The organism is Micromonospora sp. MH99 (genome assembly GCF_021442385.1).
In the GTDB taxonomy this organism is placed as follows: domain Bacteria; phylum Actinomycetota; class Actinomycetes; order Mycobacteriales; family Micromonosporaceae; genus Micromonospora.
The window spans coordinates 1-25880 of the sequence record NZ_MUZA01000026.1 but is presented as its reverse complement, the minus strand read 5'-3'; the positions used below and the strand labels follow the sequence as shown (position 1 = coordinate 25880).

25 protein-coding genes and 1 tRNA gene are annotated in these 25880 nt (G+C 70.2%); 13 read left to right on the top strand and 13 right to left on the bottom strand.

Features of this window, described 5'->3' with window-relative positions; genetic code table 11:
- The first annotated feature begins 15 nt into the window (after positions 1-15).
- Both B0E54_RS15885 and B0E54_RS15880 read left to right on the top strand, forming a co-directional pair.
- Positions 16-603, top strand: coding sequence for a helix-turn-helix domain-containing protein (locus B0E54_RS15885; protein WP_234584313.1), 588 nt, complete (start codon positions 16-18; stop codon positions 601-603).
- 136 nt (positions 604-739) lie between these two features.
- The gene (locus B0E54_RS15880) at positions 740-1339 is read left to right on the top strand and encodes a ClpP family protease (protein ID WP_234584312.1); all 600 of its coding nucleotides are present in this window, start codon (positions 740-742) and stop codon (positions 1337-1339) included.
- A 10-nt stretch (positions 1340-1349) separates the two neighbouring features.
- On the opposite strand, the gene B0E54_RS15875 is transcribed toward B0E54_RS15880, so the two are convergent.
- The 3 genes from B0E54_RS15875 to B0E54_RS15865 are packed head-to-tail and all read right to left on the bottom strand — an operon-like array spanning position 1350 to position 3996.
- Positions 1350-2009 carry a response regulator transcription factor gene (locus tag B0E54_RS15875; RefSeq protein ID WP_234584311.1) on the bottom strand — a complete coding sequence of 220 codons (660 nt, stop codon included), beginning with the start codon at positions 2007-2009 and terminating at the stop codon, positions 1350-1352.
- Entirely contained in the window at positions 2006-3160 is a 1155-nt protein-coding gene (locus B0E54_RS15870) for a sensor histidine kinase (RefSeq protein WP_234584310.1), read from the bottom strand. The genes B0E54_RS15875 and B0E54_RS15870 overlap by 4 nt, the downstream gene beginning before the upstream one ends.
- Positions 3160-3996, bottom strand: a complete 837-nt coding sequence (locus B0E54_RS15865; RefSeq protein ID WP_234584309.1) for a CPBP family intramembrane glutamic endopeptidase — start codon at positions 3994-3996, stop codon at positions 3160-3162. The genes B0E54_RS15870 and B0E54_RS15865 overlap by 1 nt, the downstream gene beginning before the upstream one ends.
- A 258-nt stretch (positions 3997-4254) precedes the next feature.
- Here B0E54_RS15865 and B0E54_RS15860 point away from each other — a divergent pair, with 258 nt between their 5' ends.
- Complete coding sequence (locus B0E54_RS15860) at positions 4255-5025, top strand: hypothetical protein (RefSeq protein WP_234584308.1); 771 nt, start codon at positions 4255-4257, stop codon at positions 5023-5025.
- A gap of 120 nt (positions 5026-5145) precedes the next feature.
- On the top strand, positions 5146-5496 hold the full coding sequence (locus tag B0E54_RS15855) for a DoxX family protein (RefSeq protein WP_234584307.1): 351 nt from the start codon (positions 5146-5148) through the stop codon (positions 5494-5496).
- Between the two features lie 40 nt (positions 5497-5536).
- Here the strand turns inward: B0E54_RS15855 and B0E54_RS15850 are convergent, their stop codons facing one another.
- Entirely contained in the window at positions 5537-5935 is a 399-nt protein-coding gene (locus B0E54_RS15850) for a helix-turn-helix domain-containing protein (protein WP_234584306.1), read from the bottom strand.
- A gap of 105 nt (positions 5936-6040) precedes the next feature.
- Here B0E54_RS15850 and B0E54_RS15845 point away from each other — a divergent pair, with 105 nt between their 5' ends.
- The gene (locus tag B0E54_RS15845; RefSeq protein ID WP_234584305.1) at positions 6041-6943 is read left to right on the top strand and encodes an NADP-dependent oxidoreductase; all 903 of its coding nucleotides are present in this window, start codon (positions 6041-6043) and stop codon (positions 6941-6943) included.
- A 6-nt stretch (positions 6944-6949) separates the two neighbouring features.
- Here the strand turns inward: B0E54_RS15845 and B0E54_RS15840 are convergent, their stop codons facing one another.
- Positions 6950-7471, bottom strand: a complete 522-nt coding sequence (locus B0E54_RS15840; RefSeq protein ID WP_234584304.1) for a GNAT family N-acetyltransferase — start codon at positions 7469-7471, stop codon at positions 6950-6952.
- Positions 7472-7661: 190 nt separating this feature from the next.
- On the opposite strand from B0E54_RS15840, the gene B0E54_RS15835 reads away from it, so the two are divergent.
- Positions 7662-8627: a phosphotransferase enzyme family protein gene (locus B0E54_RS15835; RefSeq protein ID WP_234584303.1), complete on the top strand. Its 966-nt coding sequence runs from the start codon at positions 7662-7664 to the stop codon at positions 8625-8627.
- Positions 8628-8783: 156 nt separating this feature from the next.
- On the opposite strand, the gene B0E54_RS15830 is transcribed toward B0E54_RS15835, so the two are convergent.
- The 3 genes from B0E54_RS15830 to B0E54_RS15820 all read right to left on the bottom strand — a co-directional run bounded on the left by B0E54_RS15830 (position 8784) and on the right by B0E54_RS15820 (position 12218).
- Positions 8784-8856: transfer RNA gene (locus tag B0E54_RS15830), tRNA-Arg, on the bottom strand.
- 1211 nt (positions 8857-10067) lie between these two features.
- Positions 10068-11483: a nitrilase-related carbon-nitrogen hydrolase gene (locus B0E54_RS15825; RefSeq protein ID WP_234584302.1), complete on the bottom strand. Its 1416-nt coding sequence runs from the start codon at positions 11481-11483 to the stop codon at positions 10068-10070.
- A gap of 84 nt (positions 11484-11567) precedes the next feature.
- Positions 11568-12218, bottom strand: a complete 651-nt coding sequence (locus B0E54_RS15820; protein ID WP_234584301.1) for a CGNR zinc finger domain-containing protein — start codon at positions 12216-12218, stop codon at positions 11568-11570.
- A gap of 254 nt (positions 12219-12472) precedes the next feature.
- On the opposite strand from B0E54_RS15820, the gene B0E54_RS15815 reads away from it, so the two are divergent.
- On the top strand, positions 12473-13693 hold the full coding sequence (locus B0E54_RS15815; RefSeq protein ID WP_234584300.1) for an MFS transporter: 1221 nt from the start codon (positions 12473-12475) through the stop codon (positions 13691-13693).
- Between the two features lie 198 nt (positions 13694-13891).
- Here the strand turns inward: B0E54_RS15815 and B0E54_RS15810 are convergent, their stop codons facing one another.
- The 3 genes from B0E54_RS15810 to B0E54_RS15800 all read right to left on the bottom strand — a co-directional run bounded on the left by B0E54_RS15810 (position 13892) and on the right by B0E54_RS15800 (position 17320).
- Complete coding sequence (locus B0E54_RS15810) at positions 13892-15262, bottom strand: glycoside hydrolase family 6 protein (RefSeq protein WP_374109276.1); 1371 nt, start codon at positions 15260-15262, stop codon at positions 13892-13894.
- A gap of 302 nt (positions 15263-15564) precedes the next feature.
- Positions 15565-16800 carry a hypothetical protein gene (locus tag B0E54_RS15805; protein ID WP_234584298.1) on the bottom strand — a complete coding sequence of 412 codons (1236 nt, stop codon included), beginning with the start codon at positions 16798-16800 and terminating at the stop codon, positions 15565-15567.
- Positions 16787-17320, bottom strand: coding sequence for a SigE family RNA polymerase sigma factor (locus B0E54_RS15800; protein WP_234584297.1), 534 nt, complete (start codon positions 17318-17320; stop codon positions 16787-16789). The genes B0E54_RS15805 and B0E54_RS15800 overlap by 14 nt, the downstream gene beginning before the upstream one ends.
- A gap of 192 nt (positions 17321-17512) precedes the next feature.
- On the opposite strand from B0E54_RS15800, the gene B0E54_RS15795 reads away from it, so the two are divergent.
- Positions 17513-18736, top strand: a complete 1224-nt coding sequence (locus tag B0E54_RS15795) for a PP2C family protein-serine/threonine phosphatase (protein ID WP_234584296.1) — start codon at positions 17513-17515, stop codon at positions 18734-18736.
- On the opposite strand, the gene B0E54_RS15790 is transcribed toward B0E54_RS15795, so the two are convergent.
- The gene (locus B0E54_RS15790; protein WP_308195363.1) at positions 18737-19099 is read right to left on the bottom strand and encodes an STAS domain-containing protein; all 363 of its coding nucleotides are present in this window, start codon (positions 19097-19099) and stop codon (positions 18737-18739) included.
- 560 nt (positions 19100-19659) lie between these two features.
- Here B0E54_RS15790 and B0E54_RS15785 point away from each other — a divergent pair.
- Both B0E54_RS15785 and B0E54_RS15780 read left to right on the top strand, forming a co-directional pair.
- A complete protein-coding gene (locus B0E54_RS15785; protein ID WP_234584294.1) occupies positions 19660-21030 on the top strand; it encodes a lectin in 1371 nt (456 codons plus the stop codon).
- A 334-nt stretch (positions 21031-21364) separates the two neighbouring features.
- Positions 21365-23821, top strand: coding sequence for a ricin-type beta-trefoil lectin domain protein (locus tag B0E54_RS15780; RefSeq protein ID WP_234584293.1), 2457 nt, complete (start codon positions 21365-21367; stop codon positions 23819-23821).
- Between the two features lie 120 nt (positions 23822-23941).
- On the opposite strand, the gene B0E54_RS15775 is transcribed toward B0E54_RS15780, so the two are convergent.
- Complete coding sequence (locus B0E54_RS15775; RefSeq protein ID WP_234584292.1) at positions 23942-24118, bottom strand: hypothetical protein; 177 nt, start codon at positions 24116-24118, stop codon at positions 23942-23944.
- Positions 24119-24203: 85 nt separating this feature from the next.
- Here B0E54_RS15775 and B0E54_RS15770 point away from each other — a divergent pair, with 85 nt between their 5' ends.
- The 3 genes from B0E54_RS15770 to B0E54_RS15760 all read left to right on the top strand — a co-directional run.
- Positions 24204-24638 carry a YbaB/EbfC family nucleoid-associated protein gene (locus tag B0E54_RS15770; protein ID WP_234584291.1) on the top strand — a complete coding sequence of 145 codons (435 nt, stop codon included), beginning with the start codon at positions 24204-24206 and terminating at the stop codon, positions 24636-24638.
- Positions 24622-24951: a hypothetical protein gene (locus B0E54_RS15765; RefSeq protein WP_234584290.1), complete on the top strand. Its 330-nt coding sequence runs from the start codon at positions 24622-24624 to the stop codon at positions 24949-24951. Before B0E54_RS15770 ends, B0E54_RS15765 begins: the two co-directional genes overlap by 17 nt.
- On the top strand, positions 24948-25880 hold a 933-nt coding region (locus tag B0E54_RS15760), incomplete at its 3' end, for a WXG100 family type VII secretion target (protein ID WP_234584289.1). The genes B0E54_RS15765 and B0E54_RS15760, both read left to right, overlap by 4 nt.

Sequence of the window (25880 nt, the reverse complement as noted above, 5' to 3'; positions counted from 1 at the left end):
GAGAGTGAGGTCGGCATGTCGTTGCTGCGACGAGTGATCGGCGGGGTGCTGCGCCGGCTGCGCCAGAGCCAGGGCCGCACGCTGCGCGAGGTGGCCGCGTCCGCCGGGGTCTCGGTGCCCTACCTGTCCGAGGTCGAGCGCGGCCGCAAGGAGGCATCCTCGGAGGTGCTCGCGGCGATCTGCCGGGCGCTCGGCATCCAACTCTCCGACCTGCTCGAAGCGGCCCGCGACGACCTGCGCCGCGTCGAACGTCGCCTCCCCGCCGCGCCCCGGGCCGCGCTGGCCCGACTGGAGCGGGTGCCGTCGGCGCGCACCGAGACCGGTTCAACCTTCCGGATCGGCTTCCAGCCGGGTGGGTCCACGCCACCCGTGGCCGCCGCGCCGACCCCCGTCCGGCAGCCGGCCGGGCCGGTGCTGCGGCTGGGCGGGCCGATCCTGCACGTCGGCGGTCCGGCATCGCCGGTCGGGTCGACCGTTGGCGGGGCGGGGCTGCGGGTCCGGCTGATCGCCTCCGCGCCGACCCGGCGCCCCGGTCCGCGTACCTCCAAGATGCTGGCCTGCCGTCGGGCCCTGACGGGCCGGCGGCGGCTGACCCTGGTGTAGGCCGGCCGGGGTTCTGCCGTCGGCGGATCTGCCGGCGGCAGAATCCCTGGCCGGCCGCCGGTCGCCGCCGCACGCTGGAGGAGCCGGTCCCCCGGGCGGTTCCCCCGCCCGCCGGCACGGCGGAGGGCGGCGACAGATGATCGGGTACGGCGTACGGATGCGGGACAGTGGGCAACCGACATTCGGTGACCAGGTGTTCGAGCGGCTGCTGCGGGAGCGGATCGTCTTTCTCGGCACCGAGGTGACCGAGGAGTCGGCCAACCAGATCTGCGGGCAGATCCTGCTGCTCGCGGCCGAGGACGCCGAGCGGGACATCTACCTCTACATCAACTCGCCGGGTGGCTCGGTGAGCGCCGGAATGGCGGTCTACGACACGATGCGCTACGTCCGCAACGACGTGGCCACGCTGGCGCTCGGGTTCGCGGGCTCGATGGGGCAGTTCCTGCTGTGCGCGGGCGCGGCCGGCAAGCGGTACGCGCTGCCGCACTCGCGGATCATGATGCACCAGCCCTCCGGCGGGATGGGCGGCACAGCCTCGGACATCACCATCCAGGCCGAGAACATGCTGCACGTGAAGCGGACCATGCAGGAGCTGATCGCCGAGCACAGTGGACGGACGCTCGACGAGATCCAGCGGGACTGGGACCGGGACCGCTGGTTCACCGCCGAGCAGGCCCGGGAGTACGGCCTCGTCGACCGGGTGCTCACCCGCGCCGATCAACTGCCGGCGGACTGACGTCGGACTCCTACGTCACCAGGCCCGCGCGGTAGGCGTAGACCACCGCCTGTACTCGGTCGCGCAGGTCGAGCTTGGTGAGGATGCGTGACACGTACGTCTTGACGGTCTCCTGGCTGATCACCAGCGTCGCGGCGATCTCGCTGTTGGACAGGCCATCGGCGATGAGGCGCAACACCTCCAGCTCACGTGGCGTCAGCCCGACGTCGTCCGGCGTGCCCTCGGCGGGGCGGATCCGCGCCGCGTACCTGCCAACGAGCTGCCGGGTCACCTCGGGCGCCAGCAGCGCCGCACCGCTCGCGACGGTGCGGATACCGTGCAGCAGTTGCGCCGGCGGGGCGTCCTTCAGCAGGAACCCGCTCGCTCCCGCGCGCAGCGCCTCGTACACGTACTCGTCGAGGTTGAACGTCGTCACCACCAGCACCTTCACGGGCTGAGCCACCCCGGCACCGGCCAGCAGGCGCGTCGCCTTGATGCCGTCGAGCACCGGCATCCGTACGTCCATCACGACCACGTCCGGATGCAGCCGCCTGGCGAGGTCGACCGCGGCACGCCCGTCGCCGCACTCACCCACCACCTCGAGATCGGGCTGAGCGCCGATGATCGTCGCGAAGCCGGTGCGGATCAACGCCTGATCGTCGCAGACCAGCACCCGGATCGGCGTCGTCATGACGGGCTGCCGGTGGGAATGCGGGCACGCACGACGAAGCTGCCGTCCGCCTGCCGTCCCGCGCTGAAGTCGCCACCGAGCACGTCGACCCGTTCGCGCAGTCCCGCGAGGCCACGCCCGCTCCCGCCGGGACCCTCGGAGTACGAACCCGAACCCTCGGTGCTGACCTGCACAGTGGTCTCCCTCTCGCCGTGCTGTACGTGAACAGTGGTGCGGCCGCCGCGCGCGTACTTGAGGGCGTTCGTCAGCGCCTCCTGCACCACCCGGTAGGCAACCACCTCGGCACCGCCTGTCGTCTCCGCGGGGCTGCCGTCCTCGGTGAACTCCACCGGCTGACCCGCCTGCCGCGTCTGCGCCACGAGGGCGTGCAGCTCGCCCACGGCCGGCGTACACGGGTCGGTGCTGTGGTCGGGGTTGAGCAGGTCGAGCAGGTGCCGCAGATCGGTGATGGCCCGGCGGCCGGTGTCGGTGATGGCGGTCAGCGTCGTGTCGAGGCGCTCCGGGGCGGCGGTCAGGTAGCGGGCCGCCTCGGCCTGCACGACCATCGCCGTCACATGGTGGGTCACGATGTCGTGGAGTTCGCTCGCGATGCGGGTGCGTTCGGCGGCGCGGGCGGTCACTGCCACATGGCGACGGCGTTCGGTTTCGACGGCCCGGGCCTCCCGCAACCACGCGCCGACGCCCCACGCGAGGACCAGCAACAGGTAGAACGTGGCGAAGCCGAGCACGCCCTCGGTCGACCCCTGTCGGTCGAGAGCGACGGCCAGCGCCACGTACGCGGCGGAGCCCAGCACCATGGTGGCACGTCGATGACGTTGCACGTGTGCCCCCGCGCTCAGCAGCGCGATCGCCAACGCGGAGCCCGCCACCGTGTGATAGGCGCGCAGCTGGTCGATCACGAAACCGACCGACACCAGGGCGAGGCAGAGGGCAGGCCAGCGCCGGCGGACGGCGAGTGGGAGGCACTCCAGGGCGATCACCGCGACGGTCAGCGCGTCGAAGGGACGCCCCGGCAGGTCGCCGAGCTGCGTACCGTGATTGCGGAGCGGCGGCACCACCGACACCAGAGCGAGCAGCAGCGCCAACGGTAGATCCCGGACCGTGACGGGCCACCGCCGCCACGAGCCCGGGACCATCCGAAGGTCGATCATCATGAAACCGTAACCGGCGCCGCCTCGGTGACGACCGCCTTGCGGCGACGCGGGACGATGTGACCCCGGCGGCGAGCCAGCCACATGAACACCACGGTCAGCGCCACACCCGCCGCCACCGTGTACAGGCTGCCCTCCGGTCCGAAGTCGCCGCCCGTGACCAGGGCCGGGCCCGACAGCGAGGTGTCCAGCAGGCCCTCAGACTCGCCGTTCCCGGAGACCACCACGCTGAAAATACCGCCGGCGGCGAAGTTCCAAGCGAAATGCAGGCCGATCGGCACCCACAGGTTGCGGGTGGCGGCGTAGCAGGCCGCGAGCATGAACCCGGCCTCGACCGCGATGCAGATCGCACCCCACACGCTGGCGTCGGGGTTGAACAGGTGCATCAGGCCGAACACCGCGCCGGTGAGCGCCAGCGCGATCCAGGTGCCCGTACGCTCCTCGACAATCCGGAACAGCACACCCCGGAACATCAACTCCTCGGTCACGGCGGCGGCGGCCATGAACCCGAGCAGCGCCACCGCGCCGGTCACCGACCCCAGTCCGTCGATGTCGTAGTCGGCGACGAAGGCGATGTTGACGATCACCGCCGCGAACATCCCGAACCCGATCAGAAGTCCTCGGGTGATCCGAGCGCCTGCCCCGGACCGCGCCAACTCGGTGACCGGGCGACGTTCGGTACGCCGTACCACCCACCCATAGACGAGGACGGCGACCACGGCCGTCGACAGACCGAGGAGCAGGGTGAGCAAGTCGTTTCCCTCCACCGCGGCGATGGCCTGGCCACCGACGAAGGCGACCGCCGCAACGGTCACGAGCTGCTTCAACAGGCGCATGATGACTCCTTCAACGAGGTCCGCGGCGGTAGCGCCGCGGCCACGTCAAACGCTATGGAGCCGCCGGTCAGGAATCGTCACCGCGCGGTGGACACTTGCGGGTAGCTCGCACGAGGGACAACGGCCTCGTCGACCAGGTTCTCGGCCGAGCGGGACAGCCGAAAACCGTCCGGCTCCTGCACCTGTCGCCTCGGCCTGTTCGCGCGGCGTCTGCCACTCGTGAAAATCGGGTAGCGGTGGGCGGTTAGGGTCACGTCTATGCGTCGACTGATCCCTACCCTTTCGATTGCCCTCGCCGCCGCCCTCGTGGCCGGCTGCGGCACCAGCTCCGGTGACAGCACCGGAGGGGCCGGGCCCTCCGCGGCCCCCGCCACGTCCAAGGTCGAACCGGTCGCCGCCGTGCGACAGGCCATGGACCGCAGTCTCGCTGGCACGGTCACCATGGACGCCTCGGTCAAGGCCGGCAACCAGTCGATCACCCTCAGCGGCAAGATGGACCCCGCCGCCAAGGCGATCCACGTCACCGGGAACGCCCCGGAGCCGATCGAGGCCCGGCTGATCGGCGATGCCGCCTACATCAAGTCGGACTCGCTCGAGGGCGAGAAGCCCTGGATGAAGATCGACCTCAACAAGCTCCGGCCGACCAGCTCGCTGCGCCAGTCGTTCGACCTCAAGGCGCAGACCGGCATCATCGGCGGCATCGTGACCGCTCAGGAGGTGAGCCCCGGCCGCTACAGCGGCACCGCCGACCTGAACAAGGCCGCGGAGGCCGCCGGCACCGACGGTGGAATGCGCGACGGCCTCAAGTCCACCGCCAAGCTGGCGAAGGACCCGGCGGCGGTCCCCTTCGAGGCGACAGTCGACGCCGACGGCCGGCTCACCGCGCTCTCCTACACGGTCGCCACGAAGAGCCTCGGTGATCTCGTCACCGACATGAAGATGAGCGGCTTCGGCGAGAAGGTCTCGGTGACCGCGCCGCCCGCCGGCGACACCGAGCCCGCCTCCGCGGACATGTACAAGTTCCTCTGACCCTGCGACGAAGCGGTGCCCTCCGGGATGACCCGGAGGGCACCGCTTTCTGCTGAGCGCGCGCCCGTAACGTTTCGCGGAGCTGCCCCGTCCCTGAGGTGACAACCACAGGGAGGGTTCATGTTCGCCGCTTACGTGACAGTCACCATCATCGCCTCGGTGTTCACCGGCACCGCCGCGGTCACCTACCTCATCGGCCACGACTATCCCAAGGCCCAGGCGGACAGGAAGCGGGTGCCACGGTCCTGGCTACCGGTGCTGGGCCTGCTGTTGGCGGCCGGCTCCGTGGGGCTGCTTGCCGGTTTCGTCGTACCGCTGCTGGGGACGCTCGCCGCGGCGGGGCTGGTGCTCTACTTCGTCGGCGCGCTCATCGCCCACCTGCGGGTCGGGTCACGCGATCTCGTGGGATGGGCCGTCTTCTTCGTCACCGTGCTGGCCGCGCTCGCCGTGCACCTGGCCTACCGCTGGTGACTGCCCGGGCGCCCCACGGTCGCCGCTGGACCGCGGCTCCTCAGGGGAGTGCGTCGAATCGGGCTCGGGCTTCGAACACCCGGTCCATGTGCGATTCCGCCCAGTCCTTGATGGAGATCATGACCGGGAACAGTTCATGGCCCAGCGGGGTGAGCTCGTAGTCGACGCGGACCGGCACCGACGCGGTGACCGTGCGGGTGACCAGGCCGTCGCGCTCCAGCGTCCGGAGGGTCTGCGTGAGCATCTTCTGACTGATGCCGGCGATGCGGCGGGCGAGTTCGCCGTGCCGTTGCGGGCCGTTGGCAAGCGCCGGGATCACCAGCGCCACCCACTTGTCGGTGAGCCTGCTCAGCAGTTCCCGCGTCGGGCAGCGCTCCAGGAACGCGTCGTAATCACGTTTTGCCTGCTCGCGGCGTTGCGCCGCGGTTGTCGTCGCCATCTTGCCCTCCTGCGGTGCCCTAGGCACTCCAAGGTACCTACTTCCTTATGGTGCCCGCTACTTCGTACGGTCGAGGTGATCACGACAGCTACGAAGGAGACGACGATGCGCGCAGTCCGCTACGAAGAGTTCGGAGGCCCGGAGGTCCTGCACGTGGCCGACGTACCGACGCCCGAACCCGGCCCGGGACAGGTGCGGGTACGCGTCGCCGCGTCCGTCGTCCACCCGGTCGACCTCATCGTCCGCTCCGGCGGGTTCCCGGCACCGCTGCCGACCGGCCTGCCGTACACGCCCGGCTGGGACGTGGCCGGCACCGTCGACGCCGTCGGGCCATCGGTCGACGAGCACACGATCGGCGATGAGGTCATCGGCTTCTCGCCGTGGCTGCAAACCACCGCCGGCGCCCACGCGGAGTACGTGGTGCTCGACGCCACCTCGCTGACCACCGCACCCACCGGCGTCCCCGCCACCGAGGCGGCGACCCTGCCGGCCAACGGCCTCGCCGCCGCCCAGGCCCTCGACCTGCTCGCGCTCCCGGCTGGCTCGACAGTGCTCGTCACCGGCGCCGCCGGGCAGGTCGGCGGGTTCGTCCTGGCCCTGGCGCGGGCGGCCGGCCTGCGCGCCACCGGCCTCGCCGGCCCCGACGACCGCGAGTTCGTCGAATCGCTGGGCGCGGCGTTCCTGTCGCGCTCCGACGAACCGACCGGGACGTACGACGCGGTCATCGACCTGGCGGTGATCGGTCCCTCGCTGCTGGACCGCGTCCGGGACGGCGGCGGCTACGTGGCCGCGTCACCTCCGCTGCGCCCGGAGCCGGTGCGGGGCATCCGGACCTTCGCGCTGGAGGTGGAGTCGGACGGATCCCGGCTGGCAGAACTGGTCAAGCTCGTCACCAGCGGCGACATCCCGCTGCGGGTCGCCGGCGTGTACCCCTTCGCCGCCGCGGCCGCCGCCCACGAACGGCTCGCCCAGGGCGGCGTACGCGGCGGCGTGGTCATCGTCCCCTGACCGGCATCACCCCACCAGGCTGATCCAGTAGCGCCTCACCGGGCCATGTCCGGTGTCGCGGATGCCGTCAAGGACACCGCCGTTGCGTTCGACGGTTCGCGCCGAGGCAAGGTTGTCCGCGAGGCAGATGACAAGGACACGGTCCAGGCCCAGCGCAGCCCGGGCCTCCTTGAGCATCTCGCCCAGCGCCCAACTCGCCACGCCGCGTCCACGCGCGGACGGGCGTACGCCGTAGCCGATCTGCCCGAGGGCGTCGTCGAACGTGTGCCGCAGCGCGATTCCGCCGAGAACCTGACCGTTTGCGACGATCCACCGAGGCGAGCCGTGCTCCTCGTCCGGGCACGGAGTTCCGGCGGGATGGACCAGCCGGGTCCGCCGACGCACCCAGTCGGCGAAGCCATCCGGCGAATCCACGTCGTCGTCAGCGCCCAGACCGAAGCCGTCCTCGTGCACGCCGGGGCCCCAGTCGTCGCGGCACCGCAGGAAGGCAGCATGCAGGTCGATGGTCGGCAGGATCAGTTCGGGCATGCGGCCGACGGTAGTGCTGGCCCAGCGGCCGGGCCAGCATTACCGTCCCAACGCTCGTCAGAGTGCCGCCGTCCAACGGCGTTGCTGTCGACGGCCGTTCCGGCCGAGAGCCGGACGCTTTCCGCTGAGTCCGCCTGCCGATGGCAAAAAATCTGTTGCCGGCCGGACCGCACTCTGCGACGCTCCGTCGATGTTCGACAAGCCTCGCGTCGACCAGCGGTTGCTGGCCGCTGAGGTGGCCGCCGCCTGGGCCATCGATGTCGCCGACCTCGTCTTTCTGCCGGTCGGACTCGACGAGGGTGCGTGGGCGTACCGGGTCGACACGTCTGCCGGCGACCGCTACTTCCTGAAGATGCGCCGCGGTGAGTTCACCGAGGCGGCAGTCCTGTTGCCCCGCTTTCTCCGAGCGCAGGGCGTCCGGCAGGTCGTCGCGCCGATCGACCTTCCCGAGGGCGGAGCCGGTCGCGGGTTCGGGCACTACCAGCTGCTGCTCTATCCGTTCCACGACGGCGGCAGTCTGTGGGATCGCGGTCTCACCGACCGTCAGTGGGTCGAGTACGGCGAATTCCTGGGTCGGCTGCACGCGGTCAGGCCGAGCGCCGACCTCGCCGGGGTCCTGCCGGTCGAGACCTACCGATCGGACGCGGGCGAGCGGCTGCGCGCCCTCGGGGAGCAGGCTGCGGCGAGCGAGGCCCTCGGCGCCTTCTGGGACCGGTACGGTGCGGCGCTGCATAGGTTGTCGGCAACGGTCGATGACCTCGCCTCCCGAGTGACGCAAGCGCACCACGTGATCTGCCACGCCGACATCCACCCCGGCAACCTGCTCGCTGACGGCGACGGTCCGCTGCACGTCGTGGACTGGGATGCGCCGATCCTGGCACCGCGCGAGCGGGACCTGATGTTCGTCTACAGCCAGGACTTCGGCGACCACCCGGTCAACGCGCACCGGGCCGAGCTCTTCCGCCGAGGCTACGGGCCGCTGGAACCAGACCAGACCATGCTGAGCTACTACCGCGCCGAGCGGCAGCTCGACGACGTCGCCGCATTTCTGTCCAGCATCCTCAGCCCCGAGTCCAGTCCAGAATCCCAGGCCAACGACAGGCACTGGCTGACCCGCATCGCCGAGACCGTCGCCGAGACCACCTACACGCCCTGACCTGATCCCGACCGGTCAGCGCGCTGCCACAACCTGTCGCTTCGCACTTGCGGTTGATCCATCAATGCAGCATCCGCGTGGAGGGCTGCGCGTGCCAAACCGATCGACGTGCGAGCGTATCCGCAGGTCAGATGGCGCTTTGGCTGATCTTCGAGGTGCCCCCGGCAGGATTCGAACCTGCGACACACGGTTTAGGAAACCGATGCTCTATCCCCTGAGCTACGAGGGCGCGAGGGCCCAGTCTAACGACCTGAGGTTCGCCTGGGATGGCAGGGAGTGGCCCACGTTCACCCACGTTTCCCGGACCGCCGTTCGCCCAGCCCAGGACCACGCGCCGAGCACACGAACCCCGGTTTGCGACCGGCGGTCGGCCACGGTGACCCGCGTTGGCACCGGGGACCCGGGTTGGTATCCGCTGGAGAGCACACACCCCGCACATCGTCGAAGATCATGTGCGGCTACCCGCCGTCGGAGTGCATAGGTAGGTACGCACTTACGTACAAAGATCCACATGACGACGGAGCCCAGGATGGCCGACCCGAGTGCCCCTCGCGACTCAGGCGGAGCACTCTGTCCGACTACGCCCGGTTACCCCATCGCAGACACATCCGCGCACGGAACGCGGCAGACGCTCCTCATGTTCAGGCGTCAGGGACGGCAGACCCGTCGACGGGTCGGACGGGTTCGAACACCCCGTTCTCGTTCACCCGCCAGCGCGAATCTGCACTACCTGGCTGTTCGAGCGCTCGTCGCACCTGGTCAACGTCGTCCAACCGTAATGAGCTGGGCGTCTGGAAATAGATGGTCCCGTCGAGGACCGTCGGGTGCAGTCCAAGCTTGGTTAGCAGACGTACTGCTGCGTCACAGGTATCCGCGGTCGGCACGACGTACGCACGCCCGCCGTCGTTCTCGCAACAGCTCCGCGTGTCGCAGACCGCCCACAAGCTGGCCAGCAGTCCGGCAAGGCCGCCATCTACACACGCCTCCTTGCCGTGAGCTCGGAGGTGAATCTGGCGGTGTCTGACGGCGATCAGACCGCCGTTGGTCTTTTGGCACAGCAAACACAGCGGGTATGGCCCAAGGACGACCGGCACCACCACCCCCAAAGCCTGGGAGGTCGAGAGTCGAGTTCACAACTCAGGTGCGAAGCGTAGCGGTCTGCACCAAGCGCCCACTTGCCCAACATCCGCTTCTCGGCAGCTCCGGAAGCCGACGTCGTTTCGTCGGACGGCCGCCTGGTACGCAGCGTCGCCTCCCGAGACCGGTGCCGGTGGAGTCCGGGCTGCGGTGCCGATCCAGCAGCGGCATGAACGCCAAGCCGGTGCGCGGTGGTGGTGTCGCGCGATATATCAAGAGCCGACCGTCGGTGGGTACGGCGGCGGTGGTAACAGGCCACAAGCAGAGATCGATCGAAACGGATAAGGTCGGTGGCCGTCTGCGTCAGATCAGCGTCACCGTGGTCAGGACCGCAGCTGTAACGCAGCACCACCCGAACCAGTCTCCGACTCGGCTGTAGATGGTGGGGGTCGCGGCCAGCGCGAATGTGGCATCAACGGTCCCGTCCTCGGAGGTGTCGACATCGACGAGGACTCTGCCGAACGCGTCGCTTATCGTGGCTCGGCCAGTGCGGGCAACGCGTGCCACTGCGACGCCCGACTCCACACCTCGCACCACCGCCATCCGGCTGTGCAACCAACCATCACGGGCGAAGTCCCACGCCGGCGCGATCAGCATCTGCGCGCCACCTCGCCGGTAGGCGCGAACCAGTCCGGGGAAATCAAGATCCTTACAGATGAGCACACCGATGCGCCGGTCATTGGGCAGGTGGAGCAGGTCGCGACCTGGTCGGTAGGCGGCCTCCAACCCCGGCACGAGGTGATGCTTCTCGTACATGGTTGGTGGGTCGCCGCCGGCGCCGAACACCGCCGCGACGTTGGCCGCCCCGGTCTCAGCTAGGCGTGCCACGCCGACCACGACGTCCACGCTCAGGTCGACCGCCGTCCGCGCGAGGGGCCGCATCTGTTCAACCATCCGGGCTTCGTCGACGCTGAACGTCAGCTCGGGCAGGACGATGACACCGGCCCCCCGACCCGCGAGCAGCCGCACCCGCTCGATATACCGTGCCAGCAGTACCACGCCGTCCGGCGAGTCGATCGGCACCGGCCCATCGGGCTGTTCAACCGCAGCCAGTCCGACGTGCGTGGGCTCTCCGGCCACTGCACGTCTGCCGCGCCGGGCGGCGTACCCGATGAGTGCGGCGACCAGGGCTGCGGCGACGAAGGGCACCACCACCCGTTCGCCGTCCGCGCCCACTGGCGCGGTCACCGCAGCGGCGATGCTGGCCGGCAGCACGAGCAACGCGGTGATGCCCCAGACCCCGGTCAGCGAGGCCACCTGGGTGATGGTCGGAACGTCCGCCTGCGAATAGGCCAGGCTCCACCACGCACCATGCGGCGATCCGCGCGCCACGAGAAACTCCATTGCCACCCACGCCACGGGCAGGGCCAGCGCGGCCATCGCGACGTGACCGCCGACGAGGTGCGCCCGCGCAAGCCCCACGATGGACGCGACCCCTGCGGCGCCGCCGACGAACTGCACCGCGACAAGCGGGCTGGGCATTTTCACATCACGCGTGTAGTACGAGCAGAGCCCGAGCTGACCGATGAGCCAGGCACCAGCCGCCACGGTGACCGCCGCGAACCACGGGACCCTCGGCGCGAGCACGAGCAGCGGCACCGGTGCCACCCAGGCGGCAACTGCAATCGGTCGAAGCCCCGAACCCAGGTGATACATCCCGCCGGAAAACACCGCAACTGCCACACACACGGCGACCTGCCCGACCACCGCACCGCTCACGACGCGTCCCGACAGGACATCGGCAATACCGTTCGATAGGGGTAGTTCTCGAATGGTACCGGCGCGTATCGATGCCGGTCCGCGTCAACCGAGCGGGGGTCGGGCGGCGCGACGGCGCTCGGTGAGCCGTCGTGCCTTCACCGCGTTACCGCAGTCGGCCATGCGGCACCAGCGACGGGAGCCGTTGCGAGTCTGATCGAGGAACAGCCAGCCACAGCCACCTTCGCGCACCGGGCAGCGGCGCACCCGGGTCAGGTCGGCGTTCAGCATGACGTCGCGGGCCGCTTCGGCGATCCGGTCGGGCACCACCATGGCCGGCACCGTGCCGTACGCCAGCCGTACCCGCGACGGGTCGAGCACGAATCTTGCGCGGGCGGCGGCGCTGGACCAGCGCTGATGTAGGGCGACAAGCGCGGCGCGGGCCGCGACAGGATCGCCCGCCGTACCACCGTCCGCGTCGGTGATCACCGCAAGCATCACGAGGTACAGCCCTTCACGGATGTCCCGCACGGCGACCAGGCCCGCTTGTGCCGCCGCGGGCTCGTCGCCCCACGCCCGGCCGACCTGGTCCGCCTCCGCGTCGCTGATCACGCCCGCCAGAACCGACCAGCGCAGCAGGGCGGAGCTGTCGGACAGGAAGTCGTGCGGCGACGCGCCCCCTCGTTCGAGGGTGTTGACCAGATCGAGTGCAGGGTGCCCGCCGACCAACGGCAGCTGACACACATCGGGTGGCATGCAAGGAAGGCTACCATCCAACCCGCCGAAGGCGGTTGCTCCATCGTGGCCGGTGCGCGCACCGAGGCCGCCACGGCATGAGCGCAGGACAGCTTCCACACAGGAAACGGTGAGATGTTTCGATGATCACATGCTACCGTCAAAACTCAGTTAGCCGGCATCACGCGGACGGGCCTGCGATCACTGCTCGGCAGCGTGGTCGGGCGTTCACTGCACAGCGCCCGCGTAGCGGCTTCGAGGTTTGGAGGTAGCCAATGGCGCACCACCGACGCGCGGTCTATGCCCTCGCCGCGTTGTCCGCCGCCACGTTCTGCTACGTCACCACCGAGGTGCTTCCGATCGGGCTGCTCACGCTGATCGCGCCAGACCTGGGCCGGTCCAGGTCGGAGGCCGGCCTGCTGGTGACCGGGTACGCCGTGGTGGTCATGATCGTGGCGCTCCCGCTGACCCGGGTCACCCGGCGAGTGCCCCGACGCCCACTGCTCGCCGGCGCCCTCGGCGTGTTCGCGGCGGCGACGGCGGTGTCGGCCTTCGCCACCTCCTACGAGGTGCTGCTCGCCGCGCGTTTGCTGGCCGCGACCACCAACGGCGTCTTCTGGGCGGTGGTGTTTCCCGTGGCGATCTCGATGTTTCCCGCGAACATCCGAGGCCGCATCGTGGCGCGGCTGTCGATCGGCAGCGCCTTGGGGCCGGTGCTCGGCGTGCCGTTGGGCACCTGGTTGGGCGGTCAGGCCGGGTGGCGGGCCGCCTTCGTTGCCATGGCCGTCCTCGGCTTCGTGACGTGCATCGCGGTCGCGCTGCTCCTGCCGGCCGTCACACCGCACGAGAGTACGGGCGACGTCGGGCCGATGCCCGACCGGCAGCGCTTCGTGGTGCTCCTCGTCGCCACCATTCTCGCGGTCACCGGCGCCATGGGGGCGTTCACCTACATGACCGTCTTCCTCCTCGACGTCAGCGGGTTCGCCGCGGCGTCTCTCGGCGTGCTGCTCTTCGTGCAGGGCTCGTTCGGCGTCGTCGGCACCTGGGCGGTCGGCCGGGTGCTGGACCGGTTCCCGCTCGGTGTCGTGCTGGGTCTGCTCGGGCTGATCACCGCCGCGATGCTCGGCCTCTACGGGCTCGGCACGAGCAAGGCCTTGACGATCCCGTTGCTCGCCGTGGCGGGCATGTCGTTCAGTTCGCTGATCGCGGGAATCCAACACCGCATCATGCAGGTGGCCCCGTCGACCACCGACATGGCGTCGGCCGGTCTCAGCGTCGCGTTCAACGTCGGCCTCGCGGCCGGCTCGCTCATCGGCGCGGGCCTGCTGGCGACGGCCGGGATACGGGTCATCCCGCTGTTCGGTGGCCTGCTGACGGCCGCGGCGTTCGCCCTGCTCGCCTGGCACGAGATGTCCCGCAGGAGAAGTCGCGGCGATGAGGCTGCCCGGATCGATGTCGAGCTACCACCGGCCGGACATCGCGCGGCTCACGCTTGATCCCTTGTTCCACGGGGCCCCTGGATCACGACCATCCCGCCGGGCACGGTCCACGACGTGTCGCCGAAGGTCGCACCGGTTGCCGCCGCTCGCCGGGCCACGACGGTCGGTGTGCCAGCGTCGATGTGGCCGCATTGAGCACGAGGTCGGGCCCGGCGTGGAGGGTGGTCCTCCACGCCGGGCCGTCGCCTCGGGGGGTCAGCTGGCTGCGCAGATGACCGATGCCGGGCCGGTGCCGGTGCCCTGGAAGCCGAAGTTGGTCGACTGTCCCGCGCCGACGTGTCCGTTGTAGCCCACGTTGGTGAACCGGACGGTTCCGCTGGTGCCGCTGGCCTGGGCGTTCCAGGTGCCGGTGATCGCGGTGCCGCTGGGCAGCGTGATGGTCGCGGTCCAGCCGTTGATGTCCGCGGAGCCGGCGGTGACCGTCACGCTCGCGGTGAATCCGCCGGACCACTGGTTGACCGCCACCGACGCGGAGCAGCCGTTACCGGTCGGCGGCGGAGTGGTGGGGGGCGCGGTGGTCGGCGGAGCGGTCGTCGGCGGGGCCGTCGTCGGCGGAGCCGTCGTCGGCGGAGCCGTGGTCGGCGGAGCCGTCGTCGGCGGCGCGGTGGTCGGCGGGTTCGGCACCCCATTGGCCAGGCTGTAGGCCAGGTCGGGCTGGAACGAACCAGCCGTGTAGCGGCAACCGTCGGCCTCGCCCGGCGGCTTCACCCAGAGGTACGCGTCGATGTTGCTGTCGCCGGTGTTGGTGGTCGGGTACATCCCGATGCGCCGGTCGGTGTTGTCGTCGCCGCACCAGTCTCCGCTGGCACCCCCGTTGCGGCTGGTGTCGATGACCTGGCGCTTGCCCGAGAGGCCCATGCCGTTGAGGGCGGAGATGACCGCCCGACCGAAGTTCGCCTCACTGGACGTCGAGTTGAAGTTCGACACGTTGCTGAAGAAGCCGTCGGCGTACTGCACGCCCGCCGCCCGGAGCCGGTTGGCCGTCTCACTCGCGCTGTTCCAGGTGGAGTGGCCGGCGTCGAGGTACACCTTGGCGTTGGGGTTCGCCGACTTGATGGTCCGGGTGGCAGTCGAGATCGCCTGGTTGCGGGCGTTGAGCTCGCTGCCGCTCAGGCACGTCTGCAAGGCGAGCGAGTCGGTTTCCAGGATTATCAGGACGGTCTGGTTGCCGAGTCCTCTGGCGAAGTTCGAGACCCAGGTCTGGTACTGGTTGAGGTCGGGGGCGCCACCGGCGCTGGCCCCGCCGCAGTCCCGGTTGGTGATCTCGTACACCGCAAGCACCGGGATCTGCTGCGCCGCGTTGGCAGCGCCGACGAATCCGGAGACCTCGGACTGCACTGTCGACGGGTTGAAGTTGGCGAACCAGCGGGCCTGCGGCTGACTCGCGATCTTGTCGCGGATGACGCCGGCACGCGAGTCGCCGGGGTTGGCGGCGACCCAGCGGACGACTGCCGAACTCGGATCGCGGTAGAGCGATCCGGACACCGTGCCGGCGGACGCGCCGCCGACGGCGTAGCAGATGCTGGCGGCGGCGGTGCCCGCGATGGCCGCCACACTGAGGGCCACCGATCTACGGCGCCGGGGGGAGAGGATAGCCACGACGTGTTTCCTCCTGATCACATTGATGTATCTAAGTTCGTGGGAGCGTTCCCAAGACGGTAGCGGAGGCGGGCGTCGCTGCCAAGACGTGCGGGCTCGTCGTTGCGGCGGTGGGCGCGGGCGTGGCGGGCTCGCGCAGCGACATGGGGACGCGGTCGGCGGCTGGCCGGCCCGCTGTCGCTGACGACCCCCGAACGCGCGACGGCGGTGACCGCACCTGTGTGTGCGATCACCGCCGTGGTGGTGCGCGGTCGGTCAGAGGCCGATCGTTACGGCTGCAGTGCGTCCGCGGCCGGGGTCCAGGTCGACTCGTTCCCGACGTCGGCGACCGTGATGCCCTTGGCGATCTTCTCCAACTCGGCCCGTGGCAGGCCGTTGCCGAGGCCACTGGTGCTCACCTGGACGACGACCTTCCCGTCGGCGCTCCAGACGTTGCAGAAGCCGCCGTCTCCGGTGCCGGCGTCCGGGCCGCGCTGGTCGGACACGTTGTGGCACGTCGTCGCGCCGGGCTCCGGCGACTGGTTCGAGCTGGTGCTCGGCGTGACGAAGATGTGGAACCCGTCCTTGATGGCGCCCTCGACGGTGTCGTACGGCGCGGAAAGGCCCGTCGTGGGCGCGGCTGGCCTGGTGTACGTCGCGCCGCCGTAGTCACCGGCACGGGCCGCGGCGATGCCACTGAGGCCGGGCATCGCGTGGCTCCCGATCTGCAACGGCGCGTAGCCGCCCGGCACGTAGCCCACCGTGAACGGCACCAGAGCCGGCGTCGGCTTGCTCGGCTTCAGACCTTCGACCAGGCCGCCCAGATTCTCGAAGCTCGGCGTGGCCTCGTCGCTGGAGATCGACGTGACAGCCGCCCAGGCGTTGTCGGCGTACTCCCAGGCGAACAGCTTGTTGCCCGCGTCGACATCGTTGCGCGGGTCGAGGCCGACCGGCAGCAGCGCCTGCACGGCCCTGCGCCCGGCAACTGTGACGTCCGTACCGTCCTTGATCTTCGCGGGGTCGAAGGCGCCCGGCCGGTAGACCGTCAGGTACGCCCACAGGCTCGGCTTTCCCCCGGCGGCCTTCTTCCTGTCCTGCTCGGTGGCGCCGCCCAGCGCCGCGGCCTCTTCCTCCGTGAGGGGCTTGTCGTTCGAGGTGTGACCGTCGGAGTAGACGGAAGCGATCTGGTAGGCGGTGGACGCGACGATCGGGTCCTGCACGTGCAGGGTGCCGGCGTCGTACCCCTGGAAGGTGAAGGTGAACGGCGCGGCGTCGGACCACGTGGCCTCGGCGAGCTTGGACGTCGCCGCGCCGACCGGGGCCGGCGTGTTCCGCTCGGCGCCCAGGGTGGGCAGCACGAACGCGCCCGCGACCGCGACCACGACGAGACCGGCCGCGCCGGCCGACGCGAACCCGGCCCGGCGACGCCGCTCGGCCCGCCGCCCTGCCGCGATGATGTCGTCCGCGGTGCGGGCCATCGGTGGCTCCTCGCCCGTCACGGCGTCCACGAACTCATGCAACTGCATTTGTCCACTCCTCGATCGGCTTTCCGGTGAGATTGATGCGTTCGGCGGCCAGTGACACGCGCAGCTTCGCCAGGCCCCGGGAGACCTGGCTCTTGGCGGTGCCGACCGTGCAGTCGAGGACGCCGGCCGTGTCCTCCAGGCTCAGACCCAGGTAGTGCCGGAGCACGACCGCGGCCCGCTGTCGGGGCGGTACGGCGTCGAGCGCCGCCCGCAGGCGCATCCGCTCGTCGGTCGCACCGGTCGGGTCCCGCAGGGCGACGTCCGGCATGGCGTCGCCGGCCGCCCGCTCACGCCGCCAGGGCCGGCGTGTCTCGTCGACCGCTGCCCGATAGACCATCGTCTTGACGTAGAGATCGGGTCGGTCCAGCTTGCGCCAGCGGGGGTAGAGCTTGACCAACGCGTTGGCCACTGCGTCCTCCGCCGTGTGCCAGTCGCCGCAGGTCACGTACGCCAGCTTGCGCAGCGACGCCATCTCGGACGTCACGAACTCGCGGAATGCCTGCTCGTCTTCGGCTCTCAAGTCCACTGCCTCCTCGTGACGGAGGTAGAACGGAGCCGGTAGCCCGGGAAGTTGCACGGCGAAAGAAGTAGTTGTGCGCTCACCGACCGTGACGGCGCGGCTCAGCGCGGACCTTCGCCGCCTGTGCGCCGCAGCTCGGGCCTCTCGTAGGCTCGGATGGTGGAGAGCAGTCGGAGCCAGATAATGGCTCACATGTTGGATGCGGCGGAGAACGCCTCGCCTGTCGACGCGGTCGAGGCGGTCACCCGGGAACTCGGTGCGGCGCTGGGAGCACGTAGCGTCGCGTTCCTGATCGCTGACCTCAGCGGCCGGGCGCTGGTCCGGTTGGCCCATGTGCCGTTCGCCGGGGCCGACGCCGGTGGCGGACGCCGGGACGGCGCTGAGTTCGCCACGGTCCTGCCGTTCGACAGCGGCCCAGTGGAGCAGGCGTTGCGGAGCCAGACGGTGCGGGTCTTCGGGCAGCCCGATGGTTGGACGGTGTTGGCACCGGTGACCGACCGTGGTGAGGCGATCGGCCTGCTCGAGATGGTCCTGCCGAGGGAGCCGGATTCACGGGAGCTGGAGGAGATCGGCCGCACGGCGCACGTGCTGGCGTTCGTGGTGATCGCCAACCGGCGGCACACCGACCTTTTCGAGTGGGGGCAACGCACGACCCCGTTCACCCTGTCGGGAGAGATCCAACGCCGCCTGCTGCCCGGTTCGTTCACGTGTGAGGCCAGCGCGTTCACCCTGTCCGGCTGGCTGGAGCCCGCCGCGAGCGTCGGCGGGGACACCTTCGACTACAGCCTTGCCCGCGACGTGCTGCACTTCAGCGTCACCGACGCGATGGGCCACGGGGTGGCCAGCGCGCTGACGGCCACTCTGGGGGTGGGCAGTCTGCGCAACGGTCGACGTCGCGGGGTGAGCCTGGTGGAGCAGGCCGAGGCCGCGAACGCCGACGTGGCCGGGCACACAGCCGTGCCCGGCAGTTTCGTCACGGCGCTACTGGGCCGTCTCGACCTGCGCACCGGGGTGTGCACGCTGCTCAACGCCGGGCACGTCCCGCCGATGCTGGTACGCGACGGGGACACCCTCGCGTTGTCCCTGCCGGGCAACTTCCCGCTGGGAATGTTCACCGAGGCCGCGTACAGCGCCGGCGAGGTCACGCTGCGCCCCGGCGACCGTCTGGTGGTGGTCACCGACGGGGTGCGCGAGCGCAACGCGGCCAGCCTGGATCTGCCATCCATGCTGCGGTCGATCGCCGGTCTGCACCCCCGCGAGGCCGTCCGGGCGTTGGCCGACGCCGTGCTGGAGGTCAGCGGGCCGACCCTCGCTGACGACGCCACCCTGTTCGTCGTCGACTGGCACGGCGGGCACAGCGAGGACCGGCGGACCAGCGCCGGCGCCGACCAGGAACGCGCCAGCTCTCTGGGGTGACTAGCGGCCGGTCGCGTCGGCGGGGCGGAGATCCGCTTCAGCCGCCGGCACGTCGTCGTAGATGCCGATGACCCGGTCCACCGAGGTGACCGACAGGACGCTGCGGACGGCGGGCTGCACCGTGGCCAGGCACAGCCGACCCCCGGCCTCGCGCAACGCCTTGAACATCACCACCAGCGCGCCCAGCCCGCTGGAGTCCATGAACCCCACCTCGGCCATGTCCACCACCACCAGACGCTCCCCGGCTTCAACCAGCCGTTGCAGGCCTTCGCGCAACTGTGGGGACGTCGCCATGTCCAGCTCGCCGCGCACCTCGAGAACGGTGCAGCCGCGGCCCGGCCGGACCGACAACCCTAGATCCACTACTACCTCCCCACGCCGTTGACCTCACCCTTACCCTAATTCGCCGAGGGGTGAACCGCCGTCGGCCATCGCCGGCCGCGGACTGCCCCTGACCAGCGCACTCGCCGACATGGTCGCCTTTCCTCCCGACGCACCAGGGCCGGTGCCGCTCCGCATCGCCAGGCGCCTCGCCGACCGACGAGTGGCCCCGTACCGCAGTGCGGACGCCCCGGCTGACCGAATCGCAACCCGCCGGACACGGCATTGACATATTTCACTGTGCGATCTAGCGTCGGGTCGAATCGGTTCGGCCACCTGCCGGACACCTCCGGCGTCCTTCGGCGGCCGGTCGTGTGGTGTTCGGGCGAACGACGTGGCCACCGACGATTCGACGACCACCTGGTCCCGCATGGGCGGCGAGGCCAGGGGCGAAAACCTGTGGCGATGAGCCGGCCGTCGTCGTGGGCAGATCACGTCTTCCACGTTCCTCGACGACGAGCGGAGTCGGCGGGGTGACCGAGGGTGGTCGTCGCGCGCCCCCTGACCTGAATCAGTTCGTGCCGAATGGCGGGAGCCCCCTCATGACAAGACGTAGACCCCTCCTTGGTTCTCTTGCGACGGCCGCGCTCGTCGTCGCGACCGTGGGCGTGGCGGGAATGACCGGTGGCCTGAGCGCCAACGCGTCGACCGCGAACGTCACAGCGGCCGCGGCGACCGCCGGATGCGGCAAGGCGCCCACGTTGACCAGCGGTTCACGGTCCATCCAGAGCAGCGGCCAGAACCGCAGCTTCATCCTGAGGATCCCCGACAACTACGACCGGAACCACCCGTACCGGTTGATCTTCGGATTCCACTGGAACGGCGGCACCGCCAACGACGTCGACGGCGGCGGCTCGGACGGCGCGGCCTGGTCCTACTACGGGTTGCGGCAGCAGGCGAACAACAGCACCATCTTCGTGGCCCCGCAGGGCAACGGCAACGGCTGGGCCAACCCCGGCGGCCAGGACGTCACCTTCGTCGACAACATGATCAGCCTGATCGAGGCGGACCTCTGCGTCGACACGACGCAGCTCTTCGCCCTCGGCTTCAGCTACGGCGGAGGCATGAGCTATTCGCTCGCCTGTTCGCGCGCGGGTGTCTTCCGCGCGGTCGCGGTCTACTCCGGCGGGCAGCTCAGCGGATGCGGCGGCGGCACCCAACCGATCGCGTACATGGGAATCCACGGCATCGGGGATCCGGTGCTCAACATCTCGGCCGGACGGTCCCTGCGGGACACGTTCGTGCGCAACAACGGCTGCACCCCACAGAGTCCGCCCGAGCCGAGAGCGGGCAGCCTGACCCACATCACCACCACCTACTCCGGATGCCGTGCCGGCTATCCCGTGGTGTGGGCCGCCTTCGACGGCGGGCACACCCCCGGCCCGGTGGACGGCGGCGGGGACAGCGGAGCCCGGACCTGGACCAAGGGCGAGGTGTGGCGGTTCTTCACCCAGTTCGGCAGCACCGATCCGACGCCGAGCCCGACCGTGTCACCCACCGGCGCTCCGACCACCCCGCCTCCGAGCGGCACGTCGGCCCTGCGCAACACGGCCTCCGGGCGGTGCCTGGATGTCAACGGCGCCTCGCAGGCCAACGGCACGGCGGCGATCATCTGGGACTGCCACGGCCAGAGCAACCAGAGCTGGACCTCGACCGCCGCTCAGGAGCTGCGCGTCTTCGGCGGCAAGTGTCTCGACGTCAACGGCGCCGCCACCGCGAACGGCAGCTCGGTGATCATCTGGGACTGCAACGGCCAGTCGAACCAGCGGTGGCGGCTCAACGCCGACGGCTCGATCACCGGAGTTGGTTCGGGCCGGTGCCTGGACGTGGTCGGCAACGGTACGGCCAACGGCACGCGCATCCAGATCTGGGACTGCAACGGCGGGGCCAACCAGCGATGGAGTCGGAGCTGAACCCGGCGAACGCCTCGGGGCGCACCGATCGGGATCGCTGAGCCCACCACGGGGCCGGCTCGGCTGCGGAACCACCCGGTTCCGCCGCCGAGCCGGCCCGCCCTGCCGGTGCGTGCTCGCGGCATTCATCAAATCTTTCGAGGATGCCCGGTGATCCTGCCGCCCAAGATCGCGGCATTTGTGGTTGGTCGAACCCGTTGACCGCCGATCCATGCAGTGCCTAACATATGACGTCTAGTTATTAATGATCTTCGATTGACGGCCTCTGCGGTACGACAGCTCGACACCTGCCGTACGGCTTCTGGGGTCGGAAGCGGTTGGGGAGGCGAGTCAGATGTTCGGTAGAGGGAGTCATCGGCGCAGTACTGGTGAGGGCGGGCCGCGCCGCTGGGGATGGCGAAGCACGCGACCTCCGCGTCGGCTGACCGCTTCGGTGCTGGGAGGTGTGGTCCTGGCGGCAGCCGTGCTCACCGGATTCGCCTCCCCCGCCCAGGCGGCGACCGCCATCACCATCAACGGCGGATCCGGTGGACGGGCGCTCGACGGGATCGGCGCGGTCAGTGGCGGCGGCGGCAACAGCAGGTTGCTGATCGACTACCCCGAGCCTCAGCGCAGTGACATCCTGGACTACCTGTTCAAGCCGGGCCGCGGCGCCGCCATGCAGCTGCTGAAGACGGAGATCGGCGGGGACACCAACTCCACCTCCGGCGCGGAGCCCAGCCACGAGCACACCCGGGGCAACATCAACTGCAACCGGGGCTACGAGTGGTGGCTGATGGAGCAGGCGCGGGCGCGCAACGCCAACATCGCCCTGGCGGGCCTGGCCTGGGGAGCGCCCGGCTGGATCGGAAACGGCAACTTCTGGTCCAACGACTCGATCGACTACCTGGTGGCCTGGCTGGACTGCGCTGCCACCCACGGGCTCACCATCAACTACCTCGGCGGGTGGAACGAGAAGGGCTACAACGCCACCTGGTACAAGAACCTGCGCTCGGCCCTCAACTCCCACGGCTACAGCAGCGTGAAGATCGTCGCCTCGGACGACTTCGGGTGGGGCGCCGCCGACGAATCGCTGCGCGACCCGGCGTTCGCCAACGCCGTGCAGGTCTTCGGCAGCCACTACGTCTGCGGCTACCGCAGCGCACAGACCAGCTGCCCCAGCTCGAACAACGCGATATCCACCGGCAAGTCGCTCTGGGCCAGCGAGAACGGCTCCGACGACTACAACGCCGGCGCGCAGGCCCTCGCCCGGGGCATCAACCGTGGCTACATCGACGGCAAGATGACCGGCTACATCAACTGGCCCGCCATCGCCGCCATCACGCCCAACATCCCGTGGGCGACCACGGGCGTGGCGGTGGCCCAGCAGCCCTGGTCCGGTGCGTACTCCATCGGCAAGAGCACATGGGTGATGGCGCAGACCACGCAGTTCACCGCTCCCGGCTGGCGCTACCTCGACGGATCGACCGGCTACCTCGGCGGTAACCGCAACAACGGCAGCTACGTCTCGCTGAAGTCCACCAACAACAGTGACTACAGCACCATCATCGAGACGATGGACGCCGGCTCCGCGCAGACCCTCGACTTCACCGTCACCGGCGGGTTGTCCACGGGTGCCGTGCACGTCTGGTCGACGAACGTCCGGTCGAACAACACCGCCGACCACTTCGTCAGGGGCAGCGACATCACGCCGAGCGGCGGTCGTTTCTCGCTCACCGTCCAGCCCGGCTACGTCTACAGCATCACCACCACCAGCGGGCAGGGTAAGAGCACTGCGGTCAGCCCGGCGGCGGGCAACCTGAAGCTGCCGTACGCCGACACCTTCGACAGCTACGCGGTCGGGCGCGAGGCGAAGTACCTGATGGACCAGCAGGGCTCGTTCGAGATCGCCGGCTGCGGGGGCGGTCGCTCTGGCCAGTGCGTACGCCAGATGTCCGAGCAGACGCCGATCTTCTGGACCTCCGGTCAGGCCGAGCCGTACACGCTGTTGGGTGACCTGTCGTGGCGCAACTACACGGTCTCCTCGGACGTGATGCTGGAGAAGTCCGGCTACGCGCAGCTCATCGGACGCGCCAACACGTACAACCACCAGGGGCCGCAGAACCTCAACGGTTACTACTTCCGGGTGACCGACGGTGGCGCGTGGTCCATCCGGAGCAACAACACCAGCGGCAACTGGCGCACGCTGGCCAGCGGAAACACCTCGGCGCTGGGCACCGGACGCTGGCACACCCTGTCGCTGACGCTCAACGGGAGCACCCTCACCGGGGCCATCGACGGCAACACCGTCGGGACGGTCTCCGACTCGACCTGGGTCGCCGGCCAGATCGGGTACGGCACGGGTCAGGGGGTCACCGCCCAGTTCGACAACCTCTCCATCACGCCGGTCGGCAACTCCGGTGAGCCGGGCGCGACCGGAGCGATCCGGGGCGCGGGCTCCAACCGGTGCCTGGACGTCAACGGGGCCAGCCAGGCCGACGGGTCGGTCGTGCAGATCTGGGACTGCAACGGCGGCGCCAACCAGCAGTGGACGCTCACCGCGAGCAACCAGCTGACCGTCTACGGCAACAAGTGCCTCGACGTGCCGGGCACCGCAGCGGGGAGCCGCGCGCGGATCATGTCCTGCAACGGCGGTAGCGGCCAGCAATGGCGGGTCAACGCCGACGGCACGATCACCGGCGTCGGATCCGGGCTCTGCCTCGACGTCAACGGCGCGGGCACCGCCAACGGCACCGCCGTGCAGATCTGGACCTGCACCGGCGGCAGCAACCAGCAGTGGATTCGTAGCTGACCTGACGCTTACCCGATTCGCGACGGCCGGCCGCTCAACTGAGCGGCCGGCCGCCGTCCGTGCGGGCGGCCGACGTCGCCAGGAGGGGCATCGACCCGATCCCCACGGCTGCGGTGGACGTCAGACCGCCGGGGTCAGGGTCGAGGAACCCGGGTCGTCCGGGAACCGGGCGCTGATCGTGGTCGCGTACATGATCACGGTGACCTCCGGCTTGCCGGAACGGCCTCCGACCACGACCCGGCCGCGGAAGCCCCGATCGGCCACCGTCCCCTGACCACAGTCGTCGGCGGACTCCACGTCGGAGGATCAGGGCGTATCGTGTGCTGGCCGCGCCGCACGGGCTCATCCCGGCCGGCCGGCAGCCGTCACACGGGGAGGTCTGATGGCGCAGTTTCCCAGCGGCGACTTCGGCGCGGCGACCGAGCGGTTCGTCGCCTCCTGGTCGGCGGACATCTCTGAGCGGGCCGCCCGGGCGCAGGAGTTGTCCGAGCGGGTCGCGGCGCTGTCGGCGACCGCCGAAGGCGCGGACGGCGCGGTCCAGGTGACCGTCGCCTCGTCCGGCGCCATGACCGACCTTCGACTCGACGACCGAGTGTCGCGTTGGCGGGCGGACGAGATCGCCGCCGAGGTGCTGGCGGTCATGCGCCGGGCGCAGGGGCGGTTGGCCCCGCAGGTCGCGGACGCCGCGGCGGAGACCGTGGGCGCCGACTCCGAGACCGCCCGCGCCGTCGTCGGCAGCTACGAGCGGCGCTTCCCGGAGGTGCCCGAGGAAGAGGACGAGCAGGGGTACGCCGGCTGGGGTGACCGTGGGCGCTGAGGCAGCCGGGTTCGAGGTCACCACTGCGGCGGTGACCGGGCACGCCCGCTCCGTCGACCGGATCGCCGAGGCGATCGGCACCGCGCACGACGCGGGGGCGTACGTGCGGATGGGCGCCGGCGCGTACGGGCATCTGCCCGTCTGCCAGGCGATCCCCTTCCTGTTGGACTTCCTGCAGGGGCCGGCGGTGGAGGCGCTCGCCGCGGCGCAGGAGGCGTTGCACAGCGCGGCCGGGGCACTCGACGGGACGGTGGACGCCTACCACCAGACGGACGGGACGATCTCCGCTGCCCTCGGGCGGATGCACCGATGAGCACCGACGTGGCGAACCCGCTGATCGCCGCCCGGCAGGACACCACCGCGGCGTACAGCGGTGTCGGCCTCGTCGAGAGCCTGGTTGACCTGCGTCACGGCATCGAGAGCGGGTCCTGGATCGACACGACGATCGGCGGTTTCGGTACGTCGATGGAGGTGCTGGCGACCTGCGTCGACCCGATCGGGTCGATCGTCTCGTGGGGGGTCGCCTGGCTCATCGAGCACGTCAAGCCGCTCTCCGACGCCCTCGACTGGCTGGCCGGCGACCCGGACCAGATCACCGCGTACGCGCAGACGTGGCACAACGTCTCGCGGCAGGTCACCGGTCAGGTCACCGCCCTGTCCGAGGCGGTACGCACCGAGATCGCCACCTGGACGGGTCCCGCGTCCGAGGCGTACCGCCGTTACAGCGACCAGCACGTGCGCCACCTCGCCGGCCTGGCGGACGCCACCGGGCTGATCGGCACGGTCGTCGAGGGCGCGGGCCTGCTGGTGGCGCTGGTCCGGGAGTTGGTCCGGGACCTGATCGCCGACTTCGTCTCGGTCCTCGCCGTCCGGCTGTGGGAGTGGCTCGCCGAGGCCGGGCTGACCCTGGGGGCGGCCACCCCACTGGTCGCGGCGCAGGTCTCCACGCTGGTCGCCAAGTGGGCCGCCAAGGTCGCCGGGCTGCTCACGGCGCTGGCCCGCAGCGTCAGCCGGCTCCGGCCGATCCTGTCCAAGCTCGGCGAACTGCTCGACACCCTGCGTACGGCGCTGCGCGGTCTGCGGCGTACCCCGGGCGGGTCGAGTCCTTCCGACATGCCGGCTCCCGGCCCGGGCGCGCGGGGTTACACCGATCCCGCGGGCGGGGGCGGGCAGGCGCCGCCGTGGGCCTGGCAGGACGGGCCCGGGCCGGCCGGTGCGGGCCACGGGCCGGGACCGGCCGGC